Raw genomic sequence first — 19,069 nt, 5'->3', positions numbered from 1 at the left:
AACGTCCACGACAGATTGCAAAGATAGTATTTAACGAATTGATTTAAGGACAGGTTATGGCTGAAGTCACACTGAGAGGGGTAGAAAAAACCTACCCAAATGGTTTTAAGGCTGTGCACGGTGTCGATCTGAATATTCGCGAAGGTGAGTTCATGGTGTTTGTTGGGCCGTCTGGCTGCGCAAAATCTACGACACTTCGCATGATCGCAGGCCTTGAAGATATCTCAGAAGGCGATGTCTACATTGGCGATAAGCGTGTAAACGAATTGCCACCTAAAGATCGTGGTATCTCGATGGTGTTTCAGAACTACGCGCTTTATCCGCACATGTCGGTGTACGAAAACATGGCTTTTGGCCTGAAGCAACAGAAGCTGCCAAAGCATGAAATCAATGAGCGAATTGAAGATGCAGCCAAGACTCTCGATATCGAACACCTGCTAAATAATAAGCCGGGTGAAATGTCCGGTGGTCAAAGGCAGCGTGTGGCGCTTGGCCGTGCGATGGTGCGTAAGCCTGATGTTTTCTTGTTTGATGAACCTTTGTCTAACTTGGATGCCAAGTTGCGTGTTTCGACTCGTGTCAGCATTGCGCAGCTACACAACAATCTGAAGCAAGAAGGGCAGAATGCTACCATGATCTACGTGACACATGATCAGGTGGAAGCCATGACCCTTGGCGACCGCATCTGCGTGTTGAATCAAGGCGAGATCATGCAAGTGGATACGCCAATGAATCTTTACCAATACCCAGCAAATAAGTTTGTCGCAGGCTTTATTGGTTCGCCGGCGATGAATCTTCTCAAGGTGAGATTGGATGAGATTGATGGTGTGATGAACGTGGTCTCTGAAAGTGGCACTCGTTGGACGCTGCCACAAGACAAGCAAACAATCGCTCGTGAAAAGATGGGTGAGTGGGTGTGGTTTGGTGTTCGTCCAGAACACATTCAACTGGCTAATCACGATGCACCGTTATCTGAGGTAAATACTCAAACGCACAGGCTTGATGTGGTCGAGTCGATGGGTAATGAGCTCTATCTCTACTTCAAATTGGGTGCTGATAAGCTGGTGGCGCGCGTACCTTTTGATGCTGACCGAATGGCGGAAAGTGGGCAAGAGACAGTGCTCCACTTTAATGCGTTACAGTGTCACTTGTTTGATTTGGAAACCGAAGAGACGCTCGATCCTAAGAGCTGATTCTGTTGCTCCTACGAGTTGTTCTGTAAAAAGAAATCCCCATTCATTGACTAGACGAATGGGGATTTTAGTTACTAGGGGGTAGTAATTTTTATCTTCTAACTTGTTTCAGGTTTTAGATAGCCACCATAGTCGCGGCTTTCTTCATCGCTTCTTTGGTTGAACACTCAATCACATTCGCGTTTGCAAAGCGGTGAGCGTCTTTCACTTGGATATCGTGAGCTAAGATAACTAGCTTCGCGTTCGCTACATCTAGGTCGGTGATGCGGTTCTGAATACCGTTTTGACCTTGAGTTTCTACCTTGATCTTAAGGCCTGCTGCTAAGCCTGCTTTTTCCAGTGCTTTCGCTGCCATGAAGGTGTGTGCAACACCTGAAGGGCAACATGTTACTGCTACGATGTCGTACTCGCCTTCGCCTGCTACAGGTGCTGTTTGAGCTTGAACTGGCGCTGCTTCAACCATGTCATCTTCTGTTTCTACTGCGACTGGTTTCCAGAAGCCAACGATAACCGCTGTGGTTAGCGAGCCAAGTGCAATACCTACTACGTACATTGGAATGTTGCTTGATACAGGTGCAGTGATTAAGCCGCCCCAAGGTGCGTGAAGTAGAACGTCTGTCATGAAGCCAAACACACAACCCACGATACCACCGGCAACGATTGAAGGAAGTACGCGCATTGGGTCATTCGCTGCGAACGGGATAGCGCCTTCAGAGATACCGATAGAACCCATGATTGCTGCAGCTTTACCTGCTTCTTGCTCTTGCTTAGAGAACTTATTTTTGAATAGGAACGTTGCTAGAGCCATACCTAGAGGTGGTGTACAAATCGCGATGCCTACGCCACCCATTAGCCAAGGTTGCGTATCTACTTGAGTTTGAGCGAATAGGGTCGCTACTTTGTTTATAGGGCCGCCCATATCAAACGCCGTCATACCGCCAAGGATTGTACCCAGAACCATCTTAGATGCGCCAGCCATTGAAGCTAGGAACTCGTTCATTGAAGACATGAACAGTTTGATTGGCTCACCGATGCCCCACAGTACGATACCTGCAGAGATTAACGTGCCTAGCAGCGGGTAGATAAAGTAAGCACCCAGCGCCGTCATGTTTGCAGAAAGCGGGATCTTCTTAAGTTGGAACACCACGCCACCAGCGATGAAGCCTGCCACGATACAGCCAAGGAAGCCGCCGCCCATATCAGCCATGATGCCAGAAGAGATCATCGCTGGCGCTAGCGCTGGTTTATCTGCAATTGAGTAACCAATAAAGCCGCCAAGAATGATTGGGAAAAGAACAAGGCCTTTGATACCGATATTAGAGATGTCTGCCAGCAAACCGTCGGCTGGAACCGCCCCTTTGCCTGATGCCATGACCGCTAACGCCAATAGAACACCGCCAGCTACGATGAAAGGCAGCATGTGTGAGGTTCCGAAAAGCAGGTGGCCTTTCATGGTACTAAGGATTTTTTTAAAGTCGCTACTACTGTTTTTATTATTGGTATTCGTAGCTTGAGTTGTTAGGGTGCTCATAATTTTCTACGCCTTATGAATTAATTAAAATATTAAGGATCTGTTGTTCGTCTTTTGCGTTATGGATATCTTGAATAAATTCATCGCTGAATTTTCCAAATAGTTCTTGTAGTACATAAATATGATGGTCAGCACCGTTATCTGGTGAGGCAATCATAAAAAATACGGTTGGGTTAATGCCGTCTTCGTCGCCATACTCAATACCTTCACGTTTAACACCGACTGCGATTGCCGGCTCAGTGACAGCCTTGCTTTTTGAGTGTGGGTAAGCGATGCCGTCCATCGAGGTAATGCTTTGAGATTCACGAATTTCGATATCTGCCAAGAAGGCTTCTTTATTACTGATTCGGTTGTTCTCAAATAACATGCCTGCCAACTCTTTAAACAGCTCTTTTTTATTATTCGCTTGAAGGTTGTTATTAATTAAGTTGACGTTAGTTAGCTGTGTGATCATTTATTAACTCATTCACTATTGAAGTTCTTGAATTAAAATTAATGGATTAACGGCATTCGCGAAATAGCAAATAAAAGCCCTTCACTGTACATTTGTACCAAGCAAAATTAAGTGTGATTTGCATCATTCATCCAGTGTGAGATGGGTCATATTTGATGGTGTTTTTGATTATGTTTTTGACACGCCGAGCGGCCTCATCAGAAACAAAAATGCCCCGCATGAGCAGGGCAGTAAGACTTTGTACTGAGTTCTAAGGGAGCTAGCTGTAAGCACGCGCTACTCGGCCAACGCAGTCCAGTTTGTAGCTCTCAGCATAAGCAGGAATGAATACCGATTGGCCTTTCTCTATCACGCAGGTTTCGCCGCACTGGTGAGTAAGTGCCATGGACTCGTCGAGTGGTAGTAGGATCTCGGCACCTTCGGTAGTGATCTTCCTCTGATGTGAGTTTTGCACGATAGAGAACTTAAAATCTTCGACTGGAATTTGATATTCCATCACATCACCTTGCTCAATCGGGCTGAGCAGTAATCTATCCGCAGGCTTTTCATTGAATTGAGTACAAGAGACTAATTCATTGATATCCATGTACTTAGGTGTCAACCCTGCGCGGAGTACATTGTCTGAATTCGCCATCACTTCTAAGCCCGTACCTTTAATGTAAGCGTGAGGTGTCTCGGCATCCAGATACATGGCTTGTCCGGGCTTTAAGGTGAGCACGTTCAATAGCAGCGGAGCAAACAGGCCGACATCCCCTGGATACTGCTGTTCTAATTCTGAAATCAACTGGAACACGGGTGCATCAGAAAGCTTGGCCTTCATCAGCAACATGGTCAGCGCCATGCCTTTTTGTTCACCTTGCAAAGACAATAAGCTCGCGAAGAAGCTGGCTAATCCATTGGGCGTTTGGTCGCCCGCGAGATCGTTAACCATCGAATGAAGCTCTGCAATGTCGAGATAATGGAAGTGTTCAAGGATCTCGTTGATCGACCTAAAGCCATTCATCGCGGTGTAGTCGGTTAATGCATACACCAGCTCCGGCTTGTGGTTGGGATCCTTGTAGTTGCGGTTGCCAGCCGTCATCGGAATGCCTTGCTGCTCTTCAAGAGCATAGCCAGATTCGGCTTGCTGCTTGTTCGGGTGAACTTGAACAGAGAGCGCTTTCTCGGCCGCTAATACCTTAAACAGATACGGAAGTTCACCAAAACGACTTGCGACTTTCTCACTTAGAAACAGGTTTAGGTTCTTGGAAATAAGGTTCGACAACGTGGTTTGCTGACCATTGTCAGTGACCATCGAACAACCATTAGGGTGAGCACCCATCCAGATCTCCGCTTGCGGCTCACCAGACTGGTTATCAGTACCAAACAGTTGGCTGAACGAAGAAGGGCTACCCCATGCGTAGTTCTGAATCACGTTAGTCATAGGGTAGAAAAAACGTTGGACGAACGAATCGTTCGCTAAAGAAAAATCAGACATCGAAATCACCATGAAGGGAAACATGGCTTGAGCTCTACTCGGCTTAATGAAATGCGAGACTAGAGTGGGCTCAAGCCATTGGAGTTGAAATGGCTTAAGCCGCTGCTGTTGCTAGCTTGGCTTTGCGTAGATTTTTAAGTGCGATACAAGTAACCGCAGTTACGCCTGCACCAGACGCCATGCACAACAGTGCTAGCAGTGGGTAGTTCATTGCGCCAAGTAGAGCGACCACTGGACCACCGTGAGCAACACTGTTGGTGATACCAAACGAGAACGCCATTACCGCAGCAGTCATTGAGCCAAGCACGTTGGCTGGGATAACTGACATTGGATCTTGAGCCGCGAATGGAATCGCACCTTCAGAGATACCCACCAAGCCCATCGCGCCTGCTGCTTTACCTGCTTCAATCTCAGAAGATTCGAATAGGTCGAACTTACGGCCAAGTCTGGTTGCGATAGCCATACCAAGGGGAGCGACAGGGATTGCACACGCCATTGCACCCATGAATTGAGTTTGACCGCTAGCAATCATGCCGACCGAGAATAGGAACGCTACTTTGTTGAATGGGCCGCCCATATCGAAACCGGCCATGCCACCAAGGACGATGCCAAGCAGAACCACGTTGCCTGTGCTCATGCTCGTTAGTAGTGCAGTAAGCGCATCCATCAGCCTAGCGATAGGTGCACCGATAACAAAGATGAACAGACCCGCGATGAATAGAGAGCCAGTGATCGGAGCGATCATGATAGGCACAAGTGGTTGAACTAATTTGTGGTAGTTAAACGAAGTAATCCATTTAACGAAGTAACCCACTAATAAACCCGCGATGATTGCGCCAATGAAGCCAGTGCCTGCGTCAGCGCCATAGAAAGAGCCGTTGTTGGCAATCCAACCGCCAATTAAGCCAGGGGTTAGGGCTGGGCGGTCAGCAATCGCGTAAGCAATGTAGCCAGCCAAGATTGGGATCATCAGGGTGAAGGCCACCACACCCACCTCTAGGATTTGGTTCCACATGCTGCCAGCAGGAATTGCCATGCCAGATTCACTCGGCTCACCGCCAATGGCTAGTGCTAGGGCAATCAAAAGACCGCCCGTCACCACGAATGGGATCATGTGAGATACGCCATTCATCAAGTAACGGTAAAGGTCTGAACGTGCTTGCGAGGCTTTCTCTGCAACAGATTGGTTGGTCGGTGCTTGTTCTGCTTGGTAGCTTGGCGCGTTGAGTGCTTGCTTAATCAAGCCTTGCGCGTCTTTGATTGGCGCTTTTACGTTGGTTTTGATAACGCATTTTCCGGCAAAGCGAGCCATGTCGACCTGTTTGTCACAAGCCACCACAATCGCATCTGCGCGTTCGATCTCTTCTCGAGTTGGGCTGTTCTTAACGCCAATAGAACCGTTGGTTTCGACCTTGATGTCGTAGCCAAGAGCCGCCGCGCCTTTTTCTAGTGCTTCGGCTGCTAAATATGTGTGTGCGACGCCAGCTGGGCAGCCTGTCACACCAATGATGAAGCCTTGCTTCTCAACATTGGTTTCTGTCTCAGCAGGTTCAGGTTTGGTAAGCAGTAGCTCTAATGCCGCTTGTTCAGATTGAGCATTCATGAAGTTTTCAATGAAACCTTCTTCAATCAATTTTGAAGAAAGCTCTGCCAGTACTTCGATGTGGTGATTATCGCCGCCATCAGGAGAGGCAATCATGAAGAACAGTTTTGATGGCTGGCCGTCATCGGCGCCGTACTCGATACCCTGTTGATGGACACCGATAACAACCGCGGGTTTGATGACCGCAGCGCTTTTCGCGTGTGGCAGAGCAATACCTTCTTCAAATCCGGTATTACCTTGTTCTTCACGAGCTTTAATGTCGGTAAGGAACTGTGCTTTGTCTGAAATTCGACCTTGTGCGTACAGCACCTCGATCAGCTCTTTAAATACGTCTTCTTTTGAATTAGCGCTAAGCGAAAGCTTAATCAAATTTTGGTTGATCAATGTCGTGATCATAATGAACCCCTACTCTGTTTTTATTTTGTTAGGGGTATTCTGGAATCTACGGCTTGCCTTCTGTAGTGAAGAAAAAATGCATTTACTGGATGATTGTTGCCTTATAAATGGAGTGTGATTTTGATCGGTTAGGAGTGCCTGTTTGGGGGAGTGTTGACAGCTTTTATGAGGTTATAACGCTTTTATTGGTAAGGGCTTAGATTGATTTTTCTATCATGATAACAGTGTTCTAAATCTGGCCTTAGACTGGAGATTTATTTCCACTACTGGATTTTTGTAACCTAGATCTCAAATTGTGATTTTGCTCAATAGCGCTATGTTTCACTAAGGAGTATATCTATTCCCGTAGCCTTATTGCTGCTTATAAGAGTTCGAAACAATGATATTTCATGACCTAATCTCGTCGGTATTAAACGAGCGAGAACCGTTTCATAACATCTGGTTTGCGGGAGATTTTCACACGCCTTCAGTATTCAGTTATCAGGTGAACTTTCCGCGTTTAGAGCTGGTGCTCGACGGTGAGTATATTAATGAAATGGAGAGTCATGATCGCAAGATCACCAATGTTGTTGCGAAAGCAGGGGATGCGATTTTCATCCCGCCTAACTGTTGGAACAAGCCGAACTGGGATACTGATTGTTCGGTACTGAGTATGTTGTTTGGGCGTCGTCAGCTTGGTTTAAGCTTGGTGAGCAAGCGCAAAGGGGAAGAGAGCTTCTACGATATCCAAAAGCATAGTATTCAGACTCGCTCTGGCTTTGCGATTGATAATATTTTGGAGGCGCTCAGCTCGTTAGCGCGCGAGAGCAACAAGCAGCCGATGGATGAATTATTGCTGCAAGCGTTGCTTCAATACAGCAAGACGATGCTGGATGCGCCTGTCGAGAAGTCTCACAGCCGCGTACAGGATGTGTATCAAGGGATCTGTATCTATATCCAAGAGAATTTCCACCGCCAGATCACGCGAGACAGCATCGCTTTGCGCTTTAGTATTTCATCCAACCATTTGTCGCGAATGTTTCGTCAACAAGGCCACATGACGCTGGCTGAATACATTACACGTGTGCGAATCGACCGCGCCAAGTTCATGCTCAAGAAATACAATTTCAAGCTCAATGAAGTGTCGGTACGTTGTGGCTTTAAGGATGTGAATTACTTCTGCCGAGTATTCAAAAACCGCACCGGAAGAACCCCGACTGAATATCGAGGATCCATCTAGAACTAACGAGCTGGTAATCAAATCAGACGTGAAGAGATATACATCAGAAGAGCTTGTAGGTCGACACTGCTTCGAGTCTTTTGCAGACGCTCATTGACCTGATCGTGAAGCAGGTTTCGAGTTAGGTTGGTCGCCGCGACAATGTGCTCACGCTGTGGCTTGGTTGGCAGAACAAGAGCAATGGCCACATGCACTTCGCCGATACGTGATGCCCAGTCAATTGGGTCGTCACTGACGATAACCGCAATCGAGAGATCTTGAGTCGATTCAAACATCACATGCGGCAGTGCAATACCCGGTGACACGCAGGTTGAAGAGCGTTCCTCCCGCTTAATAAATGCCAGAATCAGTTCATCTGGATCTTCTGGATAAACAAGGTGAGCGAGCCCTTTTAAGCACTCAAATTTGGTCAGTTGGGTTTGCGCCTTAGCGTGGTGCCATTTGATGTCACAAGGCGGGCATATTTGTGGCATTCGCTGGATTAAATCTTTAGAGAATTCATGGTTCACTTGTGAGCCAACCATGTCGTAATGCTCAGCAATTACATCTTTGAGAACGAAACAGGCCAGCTCCGCATCAATCCCAACCGCGGTTATCTGACACAAATCACCACGAAGTAAACCTACTTGCAGCATCGCAACGGATTTGGAGAGATCAGCGGTTCGATTTTGAGTGATGTTGATAATGCGGATGTTGCTTTTGAACTTCTTCGCTAAGCGAGTCAGCGGCTGTGCGACATGTGAGTTCGCGGCAGGATCGTTAACGAAGAAGGTGATCTGGTATTCGTTCATCAAAAGCTTAAGTTCGACAATGCTTAATAAAAACTTTATCGACACTCAACAACACCTCTTCCATTGGAACAAATACGGTTTTAGCTGGGTCAAATCGGCTTAGTTGTCCGATGTCGATATCAGAGACGATCAACACCTTGTCTGCGAGGGTAATATCTTGGGCTGTCAGTAAGTTTTCAATACCCATAGCGCCTTGCGTCTCAACCTTGATTGAAACGTTGAACTTAGGGGCTGTTTTATTTAGAGCATCAGCTGCCATATAGGTGTGCGCAATGCCTGTAGGGCACGCAGTTACCGCTACAATTCTCATTATTATTCTCGGCTTAATCTCGTCCCTGTTACGTTACAAAAGCTACCTTTCAGAAGCTACCTTGGAAAAGCTATCTTGCATGGAAAATCCAGTATAGAAAGCTCGCATGGCGGAGGGACGATATTGTTATGGGTTCTGTGGATTTTATGGATTGGCGTTTTTTATTCCAAGGTGAAAGTCACACTCTGAGTTCTTGGTTACAATAATCCAGTTAATGCACCTTTCGTCCTATATATTGAGTGCCTTCACACCGTTAATCTTTTCATCTTATTAACCTTATTCCTAGGTTAACAGACACTAATTACTTCAGTCTGAAATCAGGCGAGGCAGAGCAGCATATGGATATCACCAACATTATCGAGCCCGAGATTATCTGTTTGGATTTACAAGCAGACTCAAAACAGGCGGTATTTGAAGAGCTTGTTGAACTGCTCGACCGTGCCGGTAAGCTCTCTAATAAACGTGAATTCCTTGACGACATCTGGAAGCGTGAAGCCATCGGTAATACTGGCTTTGACGATGGCATCGCCATTCCACACGCGAAAAGTGCTGCCGTAGCTAAACCTGCGGTGGCGGTAGGTATCAGCCGTTCTGGCATCGATTATGGCGCAGACGGCGGCGAGCTGTCGGATGTGTTCTTTATGCTCGCTTCACCAGACAACAACGACGACCACCATATCGAGGTACTGGCTCAGATTTCGACCAGGCTTATCGAAGATGGCTTTGTTACAAAATTAAAGGCGGTGGAGTCGGTCGAGGAAGCTCAAGAGCTATTTCTCGAAGCCAATTTAGAATCGTTCGATAGTTACGCCTCTAGCCATCATGAAGTGTATGTCGAGCCACTCAGCCCTTGGGCACAATCTCTTAATCGCCTTAAAGAACACTTGTTATACGGCACCTCACACATGATTCCATTCGTGGTCGCGGGTGGTGTGCTTTTGTCTTTGTCGGTAATGATGTCTGGTCATGGCGCAGTGCCTGAGAGTGGCGTTCTGGCTGACATCGCACAGATGGGTATCGCGGGTTTGACTTTGTTTACTGCGGTGCTCGGTGGTTACATCGCGTATTCAATGGCCGACAAACCGGGTTTAGCACCGGGCATGATTGGTTCTTGGGTCGCGGTCAATCAATACAACACCGGATTTCTCGGTGCGATTGTGGTCGGCTTCTTCGCGGGCTTTGTGGTTAATCTACTCAAGAAGATCAAGCTCCCAGACAGCATGATCTCGCTGAGCTCTATCTTCATCTATCCACTAGTCGGTACCTTTGTCACCTGTGGGGCTGTGATGTGGGTGATTGGTTCTCCTATTGCCCAAGTGATGCTAGAGATGAACCAAATGCTCACTGGCATGGCAGGCTCCGGAAAAGTGGTGTTGGGTAGCATTTTGGGTGCGATGACGGCCTTTGATATGGGCGGCCCGATCAACAAAGTAGCCACGCTGTTTGCTCAAACGCAGGTGAATACTCAGCCATGGTTGATGGGCGGTGTCGGGATAGCAATTTGTACACCGCCACTCGGTATGGCATTGGCGACTTTCATATCACCGAAGAAATTCAAACGCGACGAACGCGAAGCCGGAAAAGCCGCGGGGATCATGGGAATGATCGGCATCAGTGAAGGTGCGATTCCTTTTGCGGCCGCCGACCCTGCGCGTGTACTGCCTGCTGTCGTGGCTGGTGGCATTGTTGGTAATGTGGTTGGCTTTATGTTTCATGTGGTCAACCACGCGCCATGGGGTGGCTGGATTGTGTTGCCTGTGGTGGATGGCAAGATTGGCTATATCGTCGGCACGCTCGCAGGGGCTCTTACCACGGCTTTAATTGTGATATTGCTGAAAAAGAACGTGGTCGAAGGCGAAGCGAATTCTAATCAGTTCACGGGTGGCTCGGTAACTGAAGAGGGGCAAGCGGATGTATTGGCGATCACTTCTTGTCCGTCAGGCGTTGCCCACACTTTCTTAGCAGCGAAATCCTTAGAAAAGGCGGCGCATCATCTTGGGGTTCGGATTAAAGTCGAAACGCAGGGTGCCAACGGAATAGGCAATCGTATCACGCAGAAAGATATTGAAAGGGCGAGGCTGGTGATCTTTGCTCACGATGTGGCGATTAAAGAAGTGGAACGCTTTGCGAACGTGAAAACCTTAGATGTCAGTACTAAGGAAGCGATGCTTAATGCTCAGGCGTTGATCATGAGAAAGGTGTAACTCTTTAAACCGCAAAGTTTATCATCTATAAAGTTAACTAGATCAAAACTAAAAAGACTCCGCTCAGACCTGTTAAGGCGAAAGTGGAGTCTTTGTGTATTGTGCCCAATCAGTCAGGTCAAACGCTAAAAAGGGTGGTACTTAAATACGTCTTCAACCATTGAGTTGAGTAAATCGATATCGTCACAGGTTTTGGCGTAGGTACGCAGGCCTGCGATTTGAACCTGAACATGACGAGCAAGCTGAGTCGGTTCACGCTCTTTGCTTATCTCACCCAATTCTTGTGATTCTGCGATCAGCTTAGCGAACTCACCTTCCATGATTTTGAGTGATTTCTTTGCTTCTTCTAATAATTCGGCGTGTTCATCAGTCAGTTCTGCTACCGTTTTTGCCAGCATACACATGCCATTTGGCGAACTTTGTTTTGATTCGACCACAGCACGTTTGACGAAGCTTTCGAGCGCTTTGATTGGAGAGTCTGTTTCACTGCGGAAGCGGTTCAGATTCAGGATGCCAAGTTCGGTATAGCGAGCAAGCGTCTCTTTAAACAAACCTTCTTTGCTGCCGAACGTCGCGTAGATGCTGCCCGGACGCATATCAATCACGTCTTGCAGGTTGCGCATAGAAGTCGCATGAAAGCCCTTTTCCCAATACAGGTTCGTTGCTTTATCTACTACGTCTTGTCTATCGAACTTAGCGGTCTTAGCCATAACATCTACTTCATTAATCTGAACATATGTTCAATATTTTATGCTGAACGCCCGTTCTAGTAAAGGTGTGTTTAGCTGCTTTGCGCAGGCTTAGAACATCAAAGAGTTAATAAAACATCCCGATCATCAGGAAATCATCTTAATCATCAATAACTTCTACGGTCTTGTGCTGAGCGCCGTAATAGGTGCCTTCATCGATGGTGTACATCAATATTGCTTCGCACTCTGGACAATCGAATTCCTCATTGGGCTCAATGGCCGCTTCTTCTACCCATTCCCAACCGATATGTTCTTCGCAAGCGGGACAATCCATACAATATCTCTCAGTTGTTGTCGCATATTTATTGCGAATCTCTACTTTAATAATTCGGCATTATACATATTTAGTTAACGAGGAATAGACAGTTAATCAGCGCAGAATAGGGAGTTGGTTAGTTGTGAATCAATCGCTGGTGAGCGTTGAATCTACAGTTAGTTCTGAATATATCGTTTTCTCTGAGCACATAATTGGTGCAGGTCTACCCCTTTTGGGTAGTTAAAGTGTGTCAGATTTCAGTCGCTTACGTCAATAAAATGTTGTTGCACGTGTTTTTGGTATCGTTAGGTCGCTTAGCTAACAGTTTTATCGGTAAATCAATGAGTTTTGTAAGGTTAAATGTTACCTTCATCGCATCGCGATCTGTGTGGCACGGTAATTGATGCACATTGATCAAGTTGAATAATTATACAGTCACAATTGAGGCGCATCTTATTAAGGATGTGCGAGTTAGATGACTGAAAAGATTTGTTAGCTGCTAGGAAATAAAAATGAAATTAACCGATATGTCTTTTAAGCAAAAAATCATCGCTTTGCTTATTTTACCGATCTTAGGGTTTCTTTGGCTCAGTGTTTCTGCGATATCCAAAGGCGTAGAAACAAAGACTGAAATGTCCTCATTGAATCAACTGACACGCCTTTCGGTTGTGTACAGTGAGTTAGTGCATGAGTTACAAAAAGAGCGAGGCATGACCGCTGGCTTTATTGGTTCTCAAGGAACCAAGTTTGTCAGTGAATTAGCCTCGCAGAGAACCAGTGCTGACAACCGACGCAACCAAAGAAACGATTACTGGCAGTCTGCTAACATCGAACTGCCACAGATCAACCGTTTGAATACAGAGATCAGCCAAAGCCTTAATCAACTTTCTTCTATTCGAAATCGAGTGGATTCTCAATCGATTCCTCTGTCTGAGGCTTTGGGTTACTACACCAAACTTAATGCAAAGCTGCTGAGCGTATCGGCGTTAATTGCTGAGCTTAGCTCTGATGCTGCCATCACCACTGAAACCATCGCTTACTACAACTTTTTGCAAGGTAAAGAGCGTGCTGGTATTGAGCGTGCGGTTCTCAACAACACCTTCTCTAAAAATGAATTTGGCCCAGGCATGTTGGTTAGATTCATCTCTTTGGTGACACAGCAAAATACTTATTTCTCTAACTTCGAAGTGTTGGGTAACCCAGAGAACGTTCGTTTCTTTGAACAGCAATTGAATGATCGTTCGGTGGCAGAAGTAGAAAAGCTTCGTGGTTTGGCTGAATCTAAGATGAGCGGTTTTGATGTTGATCCTGTGTACTGGTTCTCGCAATCTACCGCTCGTATTGTTCAGCTAAAGAAAACAGAAAACCGCCTAGCAGAGTCGCTTATCGCACTGACAGAGAAAAAAATGTCAGAGGCGCAGTCTGCGATGATGATGAGTATTGGTCTGTTTGCTTTGATAACCTTGTTCGCGACCTTCGTGAGCTATAAGGCGATCAGCGACCTGACGATGAGAGTAAAAGATCTTACAGTGATGTTGTCTAAGGTTCGTAATGACAACGACTTAACAGTTCGCGCTAAGTTCGTTGGCAACAGCGAGCTTGGACAGATCTCTTCGGCACTCAACGAAACGCTAGAGAAGTTTTCAAACGTTATCGACAACCTGTCTCAGTCGAGTCTGACCTTAGCTTCAGCCGCTGAAGAAACCTCACAAACCTGTCACTACAATTCGAACACGCTAGTGCAACAACAAGACCAAATTGGCTTGGTTGCGACGGCGACAGAAGAGTTATCAGCAACGGTAAATGAGGTGGCGGCTAAAACTCAGCAGACAGCAAGTTCCGCTAAACTGGTCGATGAGCAGTCTCAAGAAGGTTTGAGTACGGTTCAAAACTCTTACCACTCTATCGAAAAACTGGCATCTGAAATTAATGATCTAGCGGAAAAGATCACGCACTTACACGAGAGCAGTAATAACATCAACAGTGTGATTGATGTGATTAAGTCCGTCGCTGAACAGACTAACTTGTTAGCATTGAACGCGGCAATTGAAGCGGCAAGAGCGGGTGAGCAAGGTCGTGGATTTGCGGTAGTGGCTGATGAAGTTCGCACGTTAGCACAGCGTACTCAGCAGTCGACAGCTGAAATTGAAGGTTTCATCAGCTCGTTACAGTCTGATGTGCAAACCGCGTTTAATGTGATTGATAACAGTCAGAAGATGTCGTCTAAAGCGGTTGAGGATTCAAAAGAGGTGGAACACACCTTACAAGGTATCTCAGCATCGGTGAGCGAGATCTTTAGCATGACTGAGCAGATCGCAACCGCTACCGAAGAGCAAGCGGTAGTGACTCAAGATATTGCTCAAAACGTCATGGCAGTAGAGCAGAAGTCGACAGAATCTACGACAGGTGCAACGCAAATAGCTGCAACAGCCAAAGAACAAGCTCAGTTAGCAGCTTCATTGAAAGATATTGCGAGTACGTTTAAGAGCTAACTAGCAAGCACTCCAATAAGAAGTAAAATGCCCGTTAGTCTCTACTTTTAATAGCAGGACTAACGGGCTATTTGTATCTGCTGTCTTCTAAATGGCAACAGATAGTCCATTCAATGGGGATCTACCCCATAAACCAAGACACGAAAATCAACGCACCAAAACCAAATGTCGCCATTAATGCCGTGTCGCCACCGGCTGCTGTGTAGCTGCCTTCGGTTTGTAGGTGAGGGAAGTCAGGTCTGCGAACCTTAACTACCATTGCGAGTGGGCCCCAGATAGCTAGGAACACCAGGACCATGCCTGCATAGTCCAGCATGCTTACAAACTGGCTAGCGAACAGCTCAGCTAATACCAAAGGTAAGATGAAGGTTAGCGCATAAGCCAACGCTTTGTTGTTGGTCACCGCATCTTTGTTTTGGTCGTAAAGCGCCATCGACACGCCGAGGAAAGAAGTCACCAAGGCCAGAGCAGAGAACAGAGCGATCACCACTTTCAACCAAGCAGATTGGCCGCTGAACGCAGAGATCAACTCAGAGATATTGTGGAACTGGCTTATCGCGTCTGTGCCAAGGTTGCCGATAATCGCGAATAACCAAGTTAGGTAGCAAATTAATGGAATCACTGAGCCTAGCAGAATCATATTGCGGATCTGCTTTTGAGTTGCTTCACGGTTGTAGATAACCAGTGACGGGATCACCACCATAGAGGCAAAGCTAGTAAAGATAACTGCGCTGTATTGCACCACGTCGTTGGCCGTGTATTGGCTGGTTTGAGATAGGTAATCAAGGCGAATGTTGCTAAATAATGACGCGATAACGATAAACAGCATCACGACCATCAAGATGAATAGCCCGCGATTCAGTTTGTCGATATAAGACTTGCCCGAGACGACGATAGCACCCATCAATAGGCTGAAAATGGTATACGCAACGGATGCTGATACATCGACACCAACGTCGAGCAGTAGCTTATGAATGATGTCACCGACACCCAAGATATAAGCGATCAACATGCATACTAGCAACAGGTAAAAGAGTGCATTGATAAAGTGTTTACCTTTGCTGCCCAGAGTGAGGTAAGCAACACTGCTCATGCCACTGTTGTCTTTAGTTTTAGTGCATGCTTCTGCCAGGAGGAGTGCAGAGTATGTGGTGCCGATAAAGATAAGTAGCATCAGCACTGAGCTGATCATGAAGCCAAATTGGGCCAACACCATGGGAATAGCGAGCATGCCAGCCCCTAATGCAGTTCCTGACAGAATCAAAGAACTGCCGAATAATTTCATATTCAAGAAAAACAACCTCAAGCGATCCAATTAAATTTTGTTTGGATTGTAAATAATTGTTTCCAAGACTAACAAAATACTCAGTAAAGTTAGGGGTTAATTTTTAATAAATTTTGAATTTTTCTAAAAAATTTAAGCAGGAATTTCTGGTGTATATGTGTGGTTGATTTAAGTATTCACTCGGTGAGTTTATTTATCGTTTAGTTAACGTTCGTCCATTATTGAATGATTTAGAAATTGGCAAAATTCAGTTAAAAAGAAGTATGTTTATGAGCTAATTGTTTTCAATTCATCAAGTTTAATACTTCTCCTTTCCTGAATCCCGTTCAGGCAATGTCGATGACTAACCGTTCTATGGGTAAAAGACACGCTCAGATCGCTTTATCAATTTGAAGGTAAATAGGTAAAGAACGAGAAAAGTGTCGAAAATTCTGTTGACCTGACTACAACTTCATAGTTTATCTTTACTACTGAAATGAGGGAGAAGTGGATGTATCGCATATCTGAATTAGCGGAGCTCGTTGGCCTGAGCCGTTCAACGCTTTTGTACTATGGAAAGTTGGGTTTGATAGAAGCTCAACGCACCAATAATGGTTATCGAAGTTATTCCGAACGCGACTTGCAGCGTGTGAAATTGTTGCAGCAGTTACAAGCGGGTGGACTGACGTTGAAAGAGTGTCAGGCGTGTTTGGATGCCAAGGTTGACCGCTCCTTGTTACAAAACCGACTCGAACAATTGGACGAAGAGATCGCTCAGAAACAGCGTTCGAGAGATCTTTTATCGGCCTTGTTAGGCGAGAGTGGTTTGCAAGATTGGCATGAATCGATGGACAAAGTGGCGCCTGATGCGCATCTCGATTGGCTCATTAAGCAAGGCTTTGATGAGAAGCAAGCACTGCGACTGAAATGGCTTTCAAAAGACATGAACGATCATGACCAGTACATGGCGGATTTTGAGGTGATCTTTGAGGGTTTACAGCGTTTAGGGCCAGGAACAGCGGAAGATACTTTAGCGGCGTTGGTACACGTTTCGGTTTCTCCTAAACGTGTGCTTGAGATCGGTTGTGGTAAAGGTATTGCCACCTCTGTGTTAACGAAAGCCTTAGTAGAACATCAAGTGGATGTGCAAATAACGGCGGTAGATAATGATCAACCGAGTTTAGATGTTCTGACTCAGCAAGCACAGGTTCTTGGCTTAGAAAGCAACGTCAAAACCGTATGCGCGAGCATGATGGATCTGCCGTTTGAAGCTAAGTCGTTTGACCTAATTTGGTCGGAAGGCAGCGCTTACATCATGGGTGTTGAAAAGGCGCTAAAGCAGTGGCGAAATTTACTCAGTGATGACGGCATATTGGTCGTTAATGATTTGGTGTGGAATACCGAACAACCTAACGAATCGAGCAAAGCGTTCTGGCAGAAAGAGTACCCGGACATGACGACGGTTTCCGAGCGTATTAAACAGGCAAAAGCAGCGGGTTATGAAGTTTTGGATCACTTTGCAATGAGTGACGCTGGTTGGCTTGCGTATTACCAGCCCTTTCAAAAGCGAATAGAAGCGCTTAAAGCAACGATGCCGAACTCAAAAGCGCTCGTCGATTGCGACAATGAAGTTAAACAATTTTTCGATAGCAGCACATCAAAGAACGGTTTGGGTCAAGAGCCTTCGAAAGGTTCTGAACAACGTGATTTTGATTATCAGTTCTTTGTGCTCAAGAAATTAAAGTAAATGAGTAACACCATGAAATTTAGGCAATATAATTCAAACGATCACTCAAGTTTTCACTCAAACCTTTACGGATTCAGAAGGCGAGAACGAAGGTAAAACCGTGGGTATGCTTGCCAACGACCTTTTAACGACTACAGCCCCGACAGAGCTATTTTGCTTTGTTGTTGAAGATGATTCTAGTGAGTCGGATGCGGATAGTACGATTGTAGGCTCGATTATCTTTACGTCGCTTTCATTTGACGATGAAACCAAGGCATATTTGCTTTCGCCAGTCGCGGTGAGCACTCAGGTGCAAAAGCGTGGTATTGGTCAGCGCCTGATTAACTCCGGTTTGCAGCTCCTAAAAGAGCAGGGTATTGAGCTTGCAGTGACGTACGGTGATCCTGACTACTATTCAAAAGTGGGCTTTGGGCAAATTACCGTTGAGCAGGTCCCAGCGCCCTTTGAATTGAGTTTCCCTCACGGTTGGTTGGCTCAATCGTTAACTGGTGGTGAAATCAAAGTAACAAGTGGCAAGTCGAGTTGTGTTAAAGGCTTGGCTCACGCAGAATATTGGTAGCCGCTTGCAAAAAATTGAGAAAAAGAGAAAGCCCATCAGGTGTTGCCTGTTGGGCTTTCTCGTTATGAACAAAAGATATCCATCAGGCTTCAATGTACAGTCTGAACGAGTGTTCAAAATAACACTTGAACGATCGTTCTTGTTTGATCTATATTGTTTTCACACCAACGGAGAACATTCATTAATTGCTCCGTGATTGAATAACTTTAGAACCGAAAATTGATAGGGATAGAGCAATGAGCAACTTCAAAATTCACTCAGTAGAATCCGCGCCAGAGCAAAGCCAACCTATTCTTGAGGGCGCTAAAAAGCAGATGGGCAGAGTGCCGGGCTTGTCTGGTGTGTTGGCTGAATCTCCAAACACACTTAAGGCTTACACTCAGCTTCATCAGGCGTTTAGTGACTCATCTTTCGATGCTGAAGAGCTAACGGTTGTTTGGCAAACCATCAACGTTGAACACGAATGCCACTACTGCGTTCCTGCACACACTGGCATTGCACATTCAATGAAGGTCGATCCTGCAATCACCGAAGCACTGCGTAATCGCACAGATTTACCCACTGAAAAGCTGCAAGCCCTGCATGATTTTACGCTGAGCATGGTACGTAACCGCGGCAATGTGCCTGAAAGTGAAATGGCAGCATTTTTCGAAGCGGGCTACGGTCAGCAACAAGTGCTAGAAGTGATTCTTGGCCTGTCTCAGAAAGTGATCAGTAATTACGTAAACCACGTTGCTAAAACGCCAGTCGACAAAGTTTTTGAACAGTTCGCTTGGCAAGGGTAATCGTATTTAACTAACCATCGTATTTAAGCAACTCAAGAT

15 protein-coding genes and 1 pseudogene are annotated in these 19,069 nt (G+C 46.0%); 7 read left to right on the top strand and 9 right to left on the bottom strand.

The genetic code is table 11. From position 1 onward, the window contains the following. The first annotated feature begins 56 nt into the window (after window positions 1-56). Window positions 57-1,193, top strand: a complete 1,137-nt coding sequence (locus tag AB4161_RS10860) for an ABC transporter ATP-binding protein (protein WP_372083329.1) — start codon at window positions 57-59, stop codon at window positions 1,191-1,193. Between the two features lie 115 nt (window positions 1,194-1,308). Here AB4161_RS10860 and AB4161_RS10855 read toward each other — a convergent pair whose 3' ends face one another. The 4 genes from AB4161_RS10855 to AB4161_RS10840 form a co-directional block, all read right to left on the bottom strand. Continuing rightward, on the bottom strand, window positions 1,309-2,724 hold the full coding sequence (locus AB4161_RS10855) for a fructose-specific PTS transporter subunit EIIC (protein ID WP_123283751.1): 1,416 nt from the start codon (window positions 2,722-2,724) through the stop codon (window positions 1,309-1,311). 13 nt (window positions 2,725-2,737) lie between these two features. Beyond that, window positions 2,738-3,178: a PTS sugar transporter subunit IIA gene (locus tag AB4161_RS10850; protein ID WP_019826380.1), complete on the bottom strand. Its 441-nt coding sequence runs from the start codon at window positions 3,176-3,178 to the stop codon at window positions 2,738-2,740. Window positions 3,179-3,437: 259 nt separating this feature from the next. Beyond that, the gene (gene manA / locus AB4161_RS10845; RefSeq protein WP_372083328.1) at window positions 3,438-4,655 is read right to left on the bottom strand and encodes a mannose-6-phosphate isomerase, class I; all 1,218 of its coding nucleotides are present in this window, start codon (window positions 4,653-4,655) and stop codon (window positions 3,438-3,440) included. A gap of 94 nt (window positions 4,656-4,749) precedes the next feature. Continuing rightward, entirely contained in the window at window positions 4,750-6,654 is a 1,905-nt protein-coding gene (locus AB4161_RS10840; protein ID WP_372083327.1) for a fructose-specific PTS transporter subunit EIIC, read from the bottom strand. A gap of 379 nt (window positions 6,655-7,033) precedes the next feature. Here AB4161_RS10840 and AB4161_RS10835 point away from each other — a divergent pair, with 379 nt between their 5' ends. After that, window positions 7,034-7,873 carry a helix-turn-helix transcriptional regulator gene (locus tag AB4161_RS10835; RefSeq protein WP_372083326.1) on the top strand — a complete coding sequence of 280 codons (840 nt, stop codon included), beginning with the start codon at window positions 7,034-7,036 and terminating at the stop codon, window positions 7,871-7,873. Between the two features lie 17 nt (window positions 7,874-7,890). On the opposite strand, the gene AB4161_RS10830 is transcribed toward AB4161_RS10835, so the two are convergent. After that, entirely contained in the window at window positions 7,891-8,664 is a 774-nt protein-coding gene (locus AB4161_RS10830) for a PTS sugar transporter subunit IIA (protein WP_017070486.1), read from the bottom strand. A gap of 7 nt (window positions 8,665-8,671) precedes the next feature. Further along, window positions 8,672-8,974 carry a PTS fructose transporter subunit IIB gene (locus AB4161_RS10825; protein WP_136979973.1) on the bottom strand — a complete coding sequence of 101 codons (303 nt, stop codon included), beginning with the start codon at window positions 8,972-8,974 and terminating at the stop codon, window positions 8,672-8,674. Window positions 8,975-9,312: 338 nt separating this feature from the next. Here AB4161_RS10825 and AB4161_RS10820 point away from each other — a divergent pair, with 338 nt between their 5' ends. Then, window positions 9,313-11,178, top strand: coding sequence for a fructose-specific PTS transporter subunit EIIC (locus AB4161_RS10820; RefSeq protein WP_372083325.1), 1,866 nt, complete (start codon window positions 9,313-9,315; stop codon window positions 11,176-11,178). 125 nt (window positions 11,179-11,303) lie between these two features. On the opposite strand, the gene AB4161_RS10815 is transcribed toward AB4161_RS10820, so the two are convergent. Both AB4161_RS10815 and AB4161_RS10810 read right to left on the bottom strand, forming a co-directional pair. Then, window positions 11,304-11,888: a TetR/AcrR family transcriptional regulator gene (locus tag AB4161_RS10815; protein ID WP_017064940.1), complete on the bottom strand. Its 585-nt coding sequence runs from the start codon at window positions 11,886-11,888 to the stop codon at window positions 11,304-11,306. 139 nt (window positions 11,889-12,027) lie between these two features. Next, on the bottom strand, window positions 12,028-12,201 hold the full coding sequence (locus AB4161_RS10810) for a hypothetical protein (RefSeq protein WP_372083324.1): 174 nt from the start codon (window positions 12,199-12,201) through the stop codon (window positions 12,028-12,030). A 494-nt stretch (window positions 12,202-12,695) separates the two neighbouring features. Here AB4161_RS10810 and AB4161_RS10805 point away from each other — a divergent pair, with 494 nt between their 5' ends. Then, window positions 12,696-14,675 (top strand): methyl-accepting chemotaxis protein, encoded by a 1,980-nt coding sequence (locus AB4161_RS10805; RefSeq protein ID WP_372083323.1) that lies wholly within the window; start codon window positions 12,696-12,698, stop codon window positions 14,673-14,675. 121 nt (window positions 14,676-14,796) lie between these two features. On the opposite strand, the gene AB4161_RS10800 is transcribed toward AB4161_RS10805, so the two are convergent. Continuing rightward, entirely contained in the window at window positions 14,797-15,960 is a 1,164-nt protein-coding gene (locus AB4161_RS10800) for an amino acid permease (protein WP_372083341.1), read from the bottom strand. 490 nt (window positions 15,961-16,450) lie between these two features. Here AB4161_RS10800 and AB4161_RS10795 point away from each other — a divergent pair, with 490 nt between their 5' ends. The 3 genes and pseudogenes from AB4161_RS10795 (at window position 16,451) to AB4161_RS10785 (ending at window position 19,030) form a co-directional block, all read left to right on the top strand. Further along, window positions 16,451-17,686: a MerR family transcriptional regulator gene (locus AB4161_RS10795; protein WP_372083322.1), complete on the top strand. Its 1,236-nt coding sequence runs from the start codon at window positions 16,451-16,453 to the stop codon at window positions 17,684-17,686. Further along, window positions 17,687-18,245: pseudogene (locus AB4161_RS10790) on the top strand (GNAT family N-acetyltransferase). A gap of 236 nt (window positions 18,246-18,481) precedes the next feature. After that, entirely contained in the window at window positions 18,482-19,030 is a 549-nt protein-coding gene (locus AB4161_RS10785) for a carboxymuconolactone decarboxylase family protein (RefSeq protein ID WP_372083321.1), read from the top strand. Window positions 19,031-19,069 lie beyond the last annotated feature (39 nt).

This window comes from Vibrio sp. 10N.286.51.E5, from assembly GCF_041469125.1.
Classification (GTDB): domain Bacteria; phylum Pseudomonadota; class Gammaproteobacteria; order Enterobacterales; family Vibrionaceae; genus Vibrio; species Vibrio crassostreae_C.
This window is presented reverse-complemented; position numbering and strand designations above follow the sequence as displayed.

Excerpts from the sequence above, each read along its gene's own strand:
- AB4161_RS10810 (WP_372083324.1), bottom strand. The coding sequence starts at position 12,201 with ATGGATTGTCCCGCTTGCGAAGAACATATCGGTTGGGAATGGGTAGAA.
- AB4161_RS10830 (WP_017070486.1), bottom strand. The coding sequence starts at position 8,664 with ATGAACGAATACCAGATCACCTTCTTCGTTAACGATCCTGCCGCGAAC.
- AB4161_RS10850 (WP_019826380.1), bottom strand. The coding sequence starts at position 3,178 with ATGATCACACAGCTAACTAACGTCAACTTAATTAATAACAACCTTCAA.
- AB4161_RS10785 (WP_372083321.1), top strand. The coding sequence starts at position 18,482 with ATGAGCAACTTCAAAATTCACTCAGTAGAATCCGCGCCAGAGCAAAGC.
- AB4161_RS10815 (WP_017064940.1), bottom strand. The coding sequence starts at position 11,888 with ATGGCTAAGACCGCTAAGTTCGATAGACAAGACGTAGTAGATAAAGCA.
- manA (WP_372083328.1), bottom strand. The coding sequence starts at position 4,655 with ATGTCTGATTTTTCTTTAGCGAACGATTCGTTCGTCCAACGTTTTTTC.
- AB4161_RS10835 (WP_372083326.1), top strand. The coding sequence starts at position 7,034 with ATGATATTTCATGACCTAATCTCGTCGGTATTAAACGAGCGAGAACCG.
- AB4161_RS10805 (WP_372083323.1), top strand. The coding sequence starts at position 12,696 with ATGAAATTAACCGATATGTCTTTTAAGCAAAAAATCATCGCTTTGCTT.
- AB4161_RS10800 (WP_372083341.1), bottom strand. The coding sequence starts at position 15,960 with ATGAAATTATTCGGCAGTTCTTTGATTCTGTCAGGAACTGCATTAGGG.
- AB4161_RS10825 (WP_136979973.1), bottom strand. The coding sequence starts at position 8,974 with ATGAGAATTGTAGCGGTAACTGCGTGCCCTACAGGCATTGCGCACACC.
- AB4161_RS10855 (WP_123283751.1), bottom strand. The coding sequence starts at position 2,724 with ATGAGCACCCTAACAACTCAAGCTACGAATACCAATAATAAAAACAGT.
- AB4161_RS10860 (WP_372083329.1), top strand. The coding sequence starts at position 57 with ATGGCTGAAGTCACACTGAGAGGGGTAGAAAAAACCTACCCAAATGGT.
- AB4161_RS10840 (WP_372083327.1), bottom strand. The coding sequence starts at position 6,654 with ATGATCACGACATTGATCAACCAAAATTTGATTAAGCTTTCGCTTAGC.
- AB4161_RS10820 (WP_372083325.1), top strand. The coding sequence starts at position 9,313 with ATGGATATCACCAACATTATCGAGCCCGAGATTATCTGTTTGGATTTA.
- AB4161_RS10795 (WP_372083322.1), top strand. The coding sequence starts at position 16,451 with ATGTATCGCATATCTGAATTAGCGGAGCTCGTTGGCCTGAGCCGTTCA.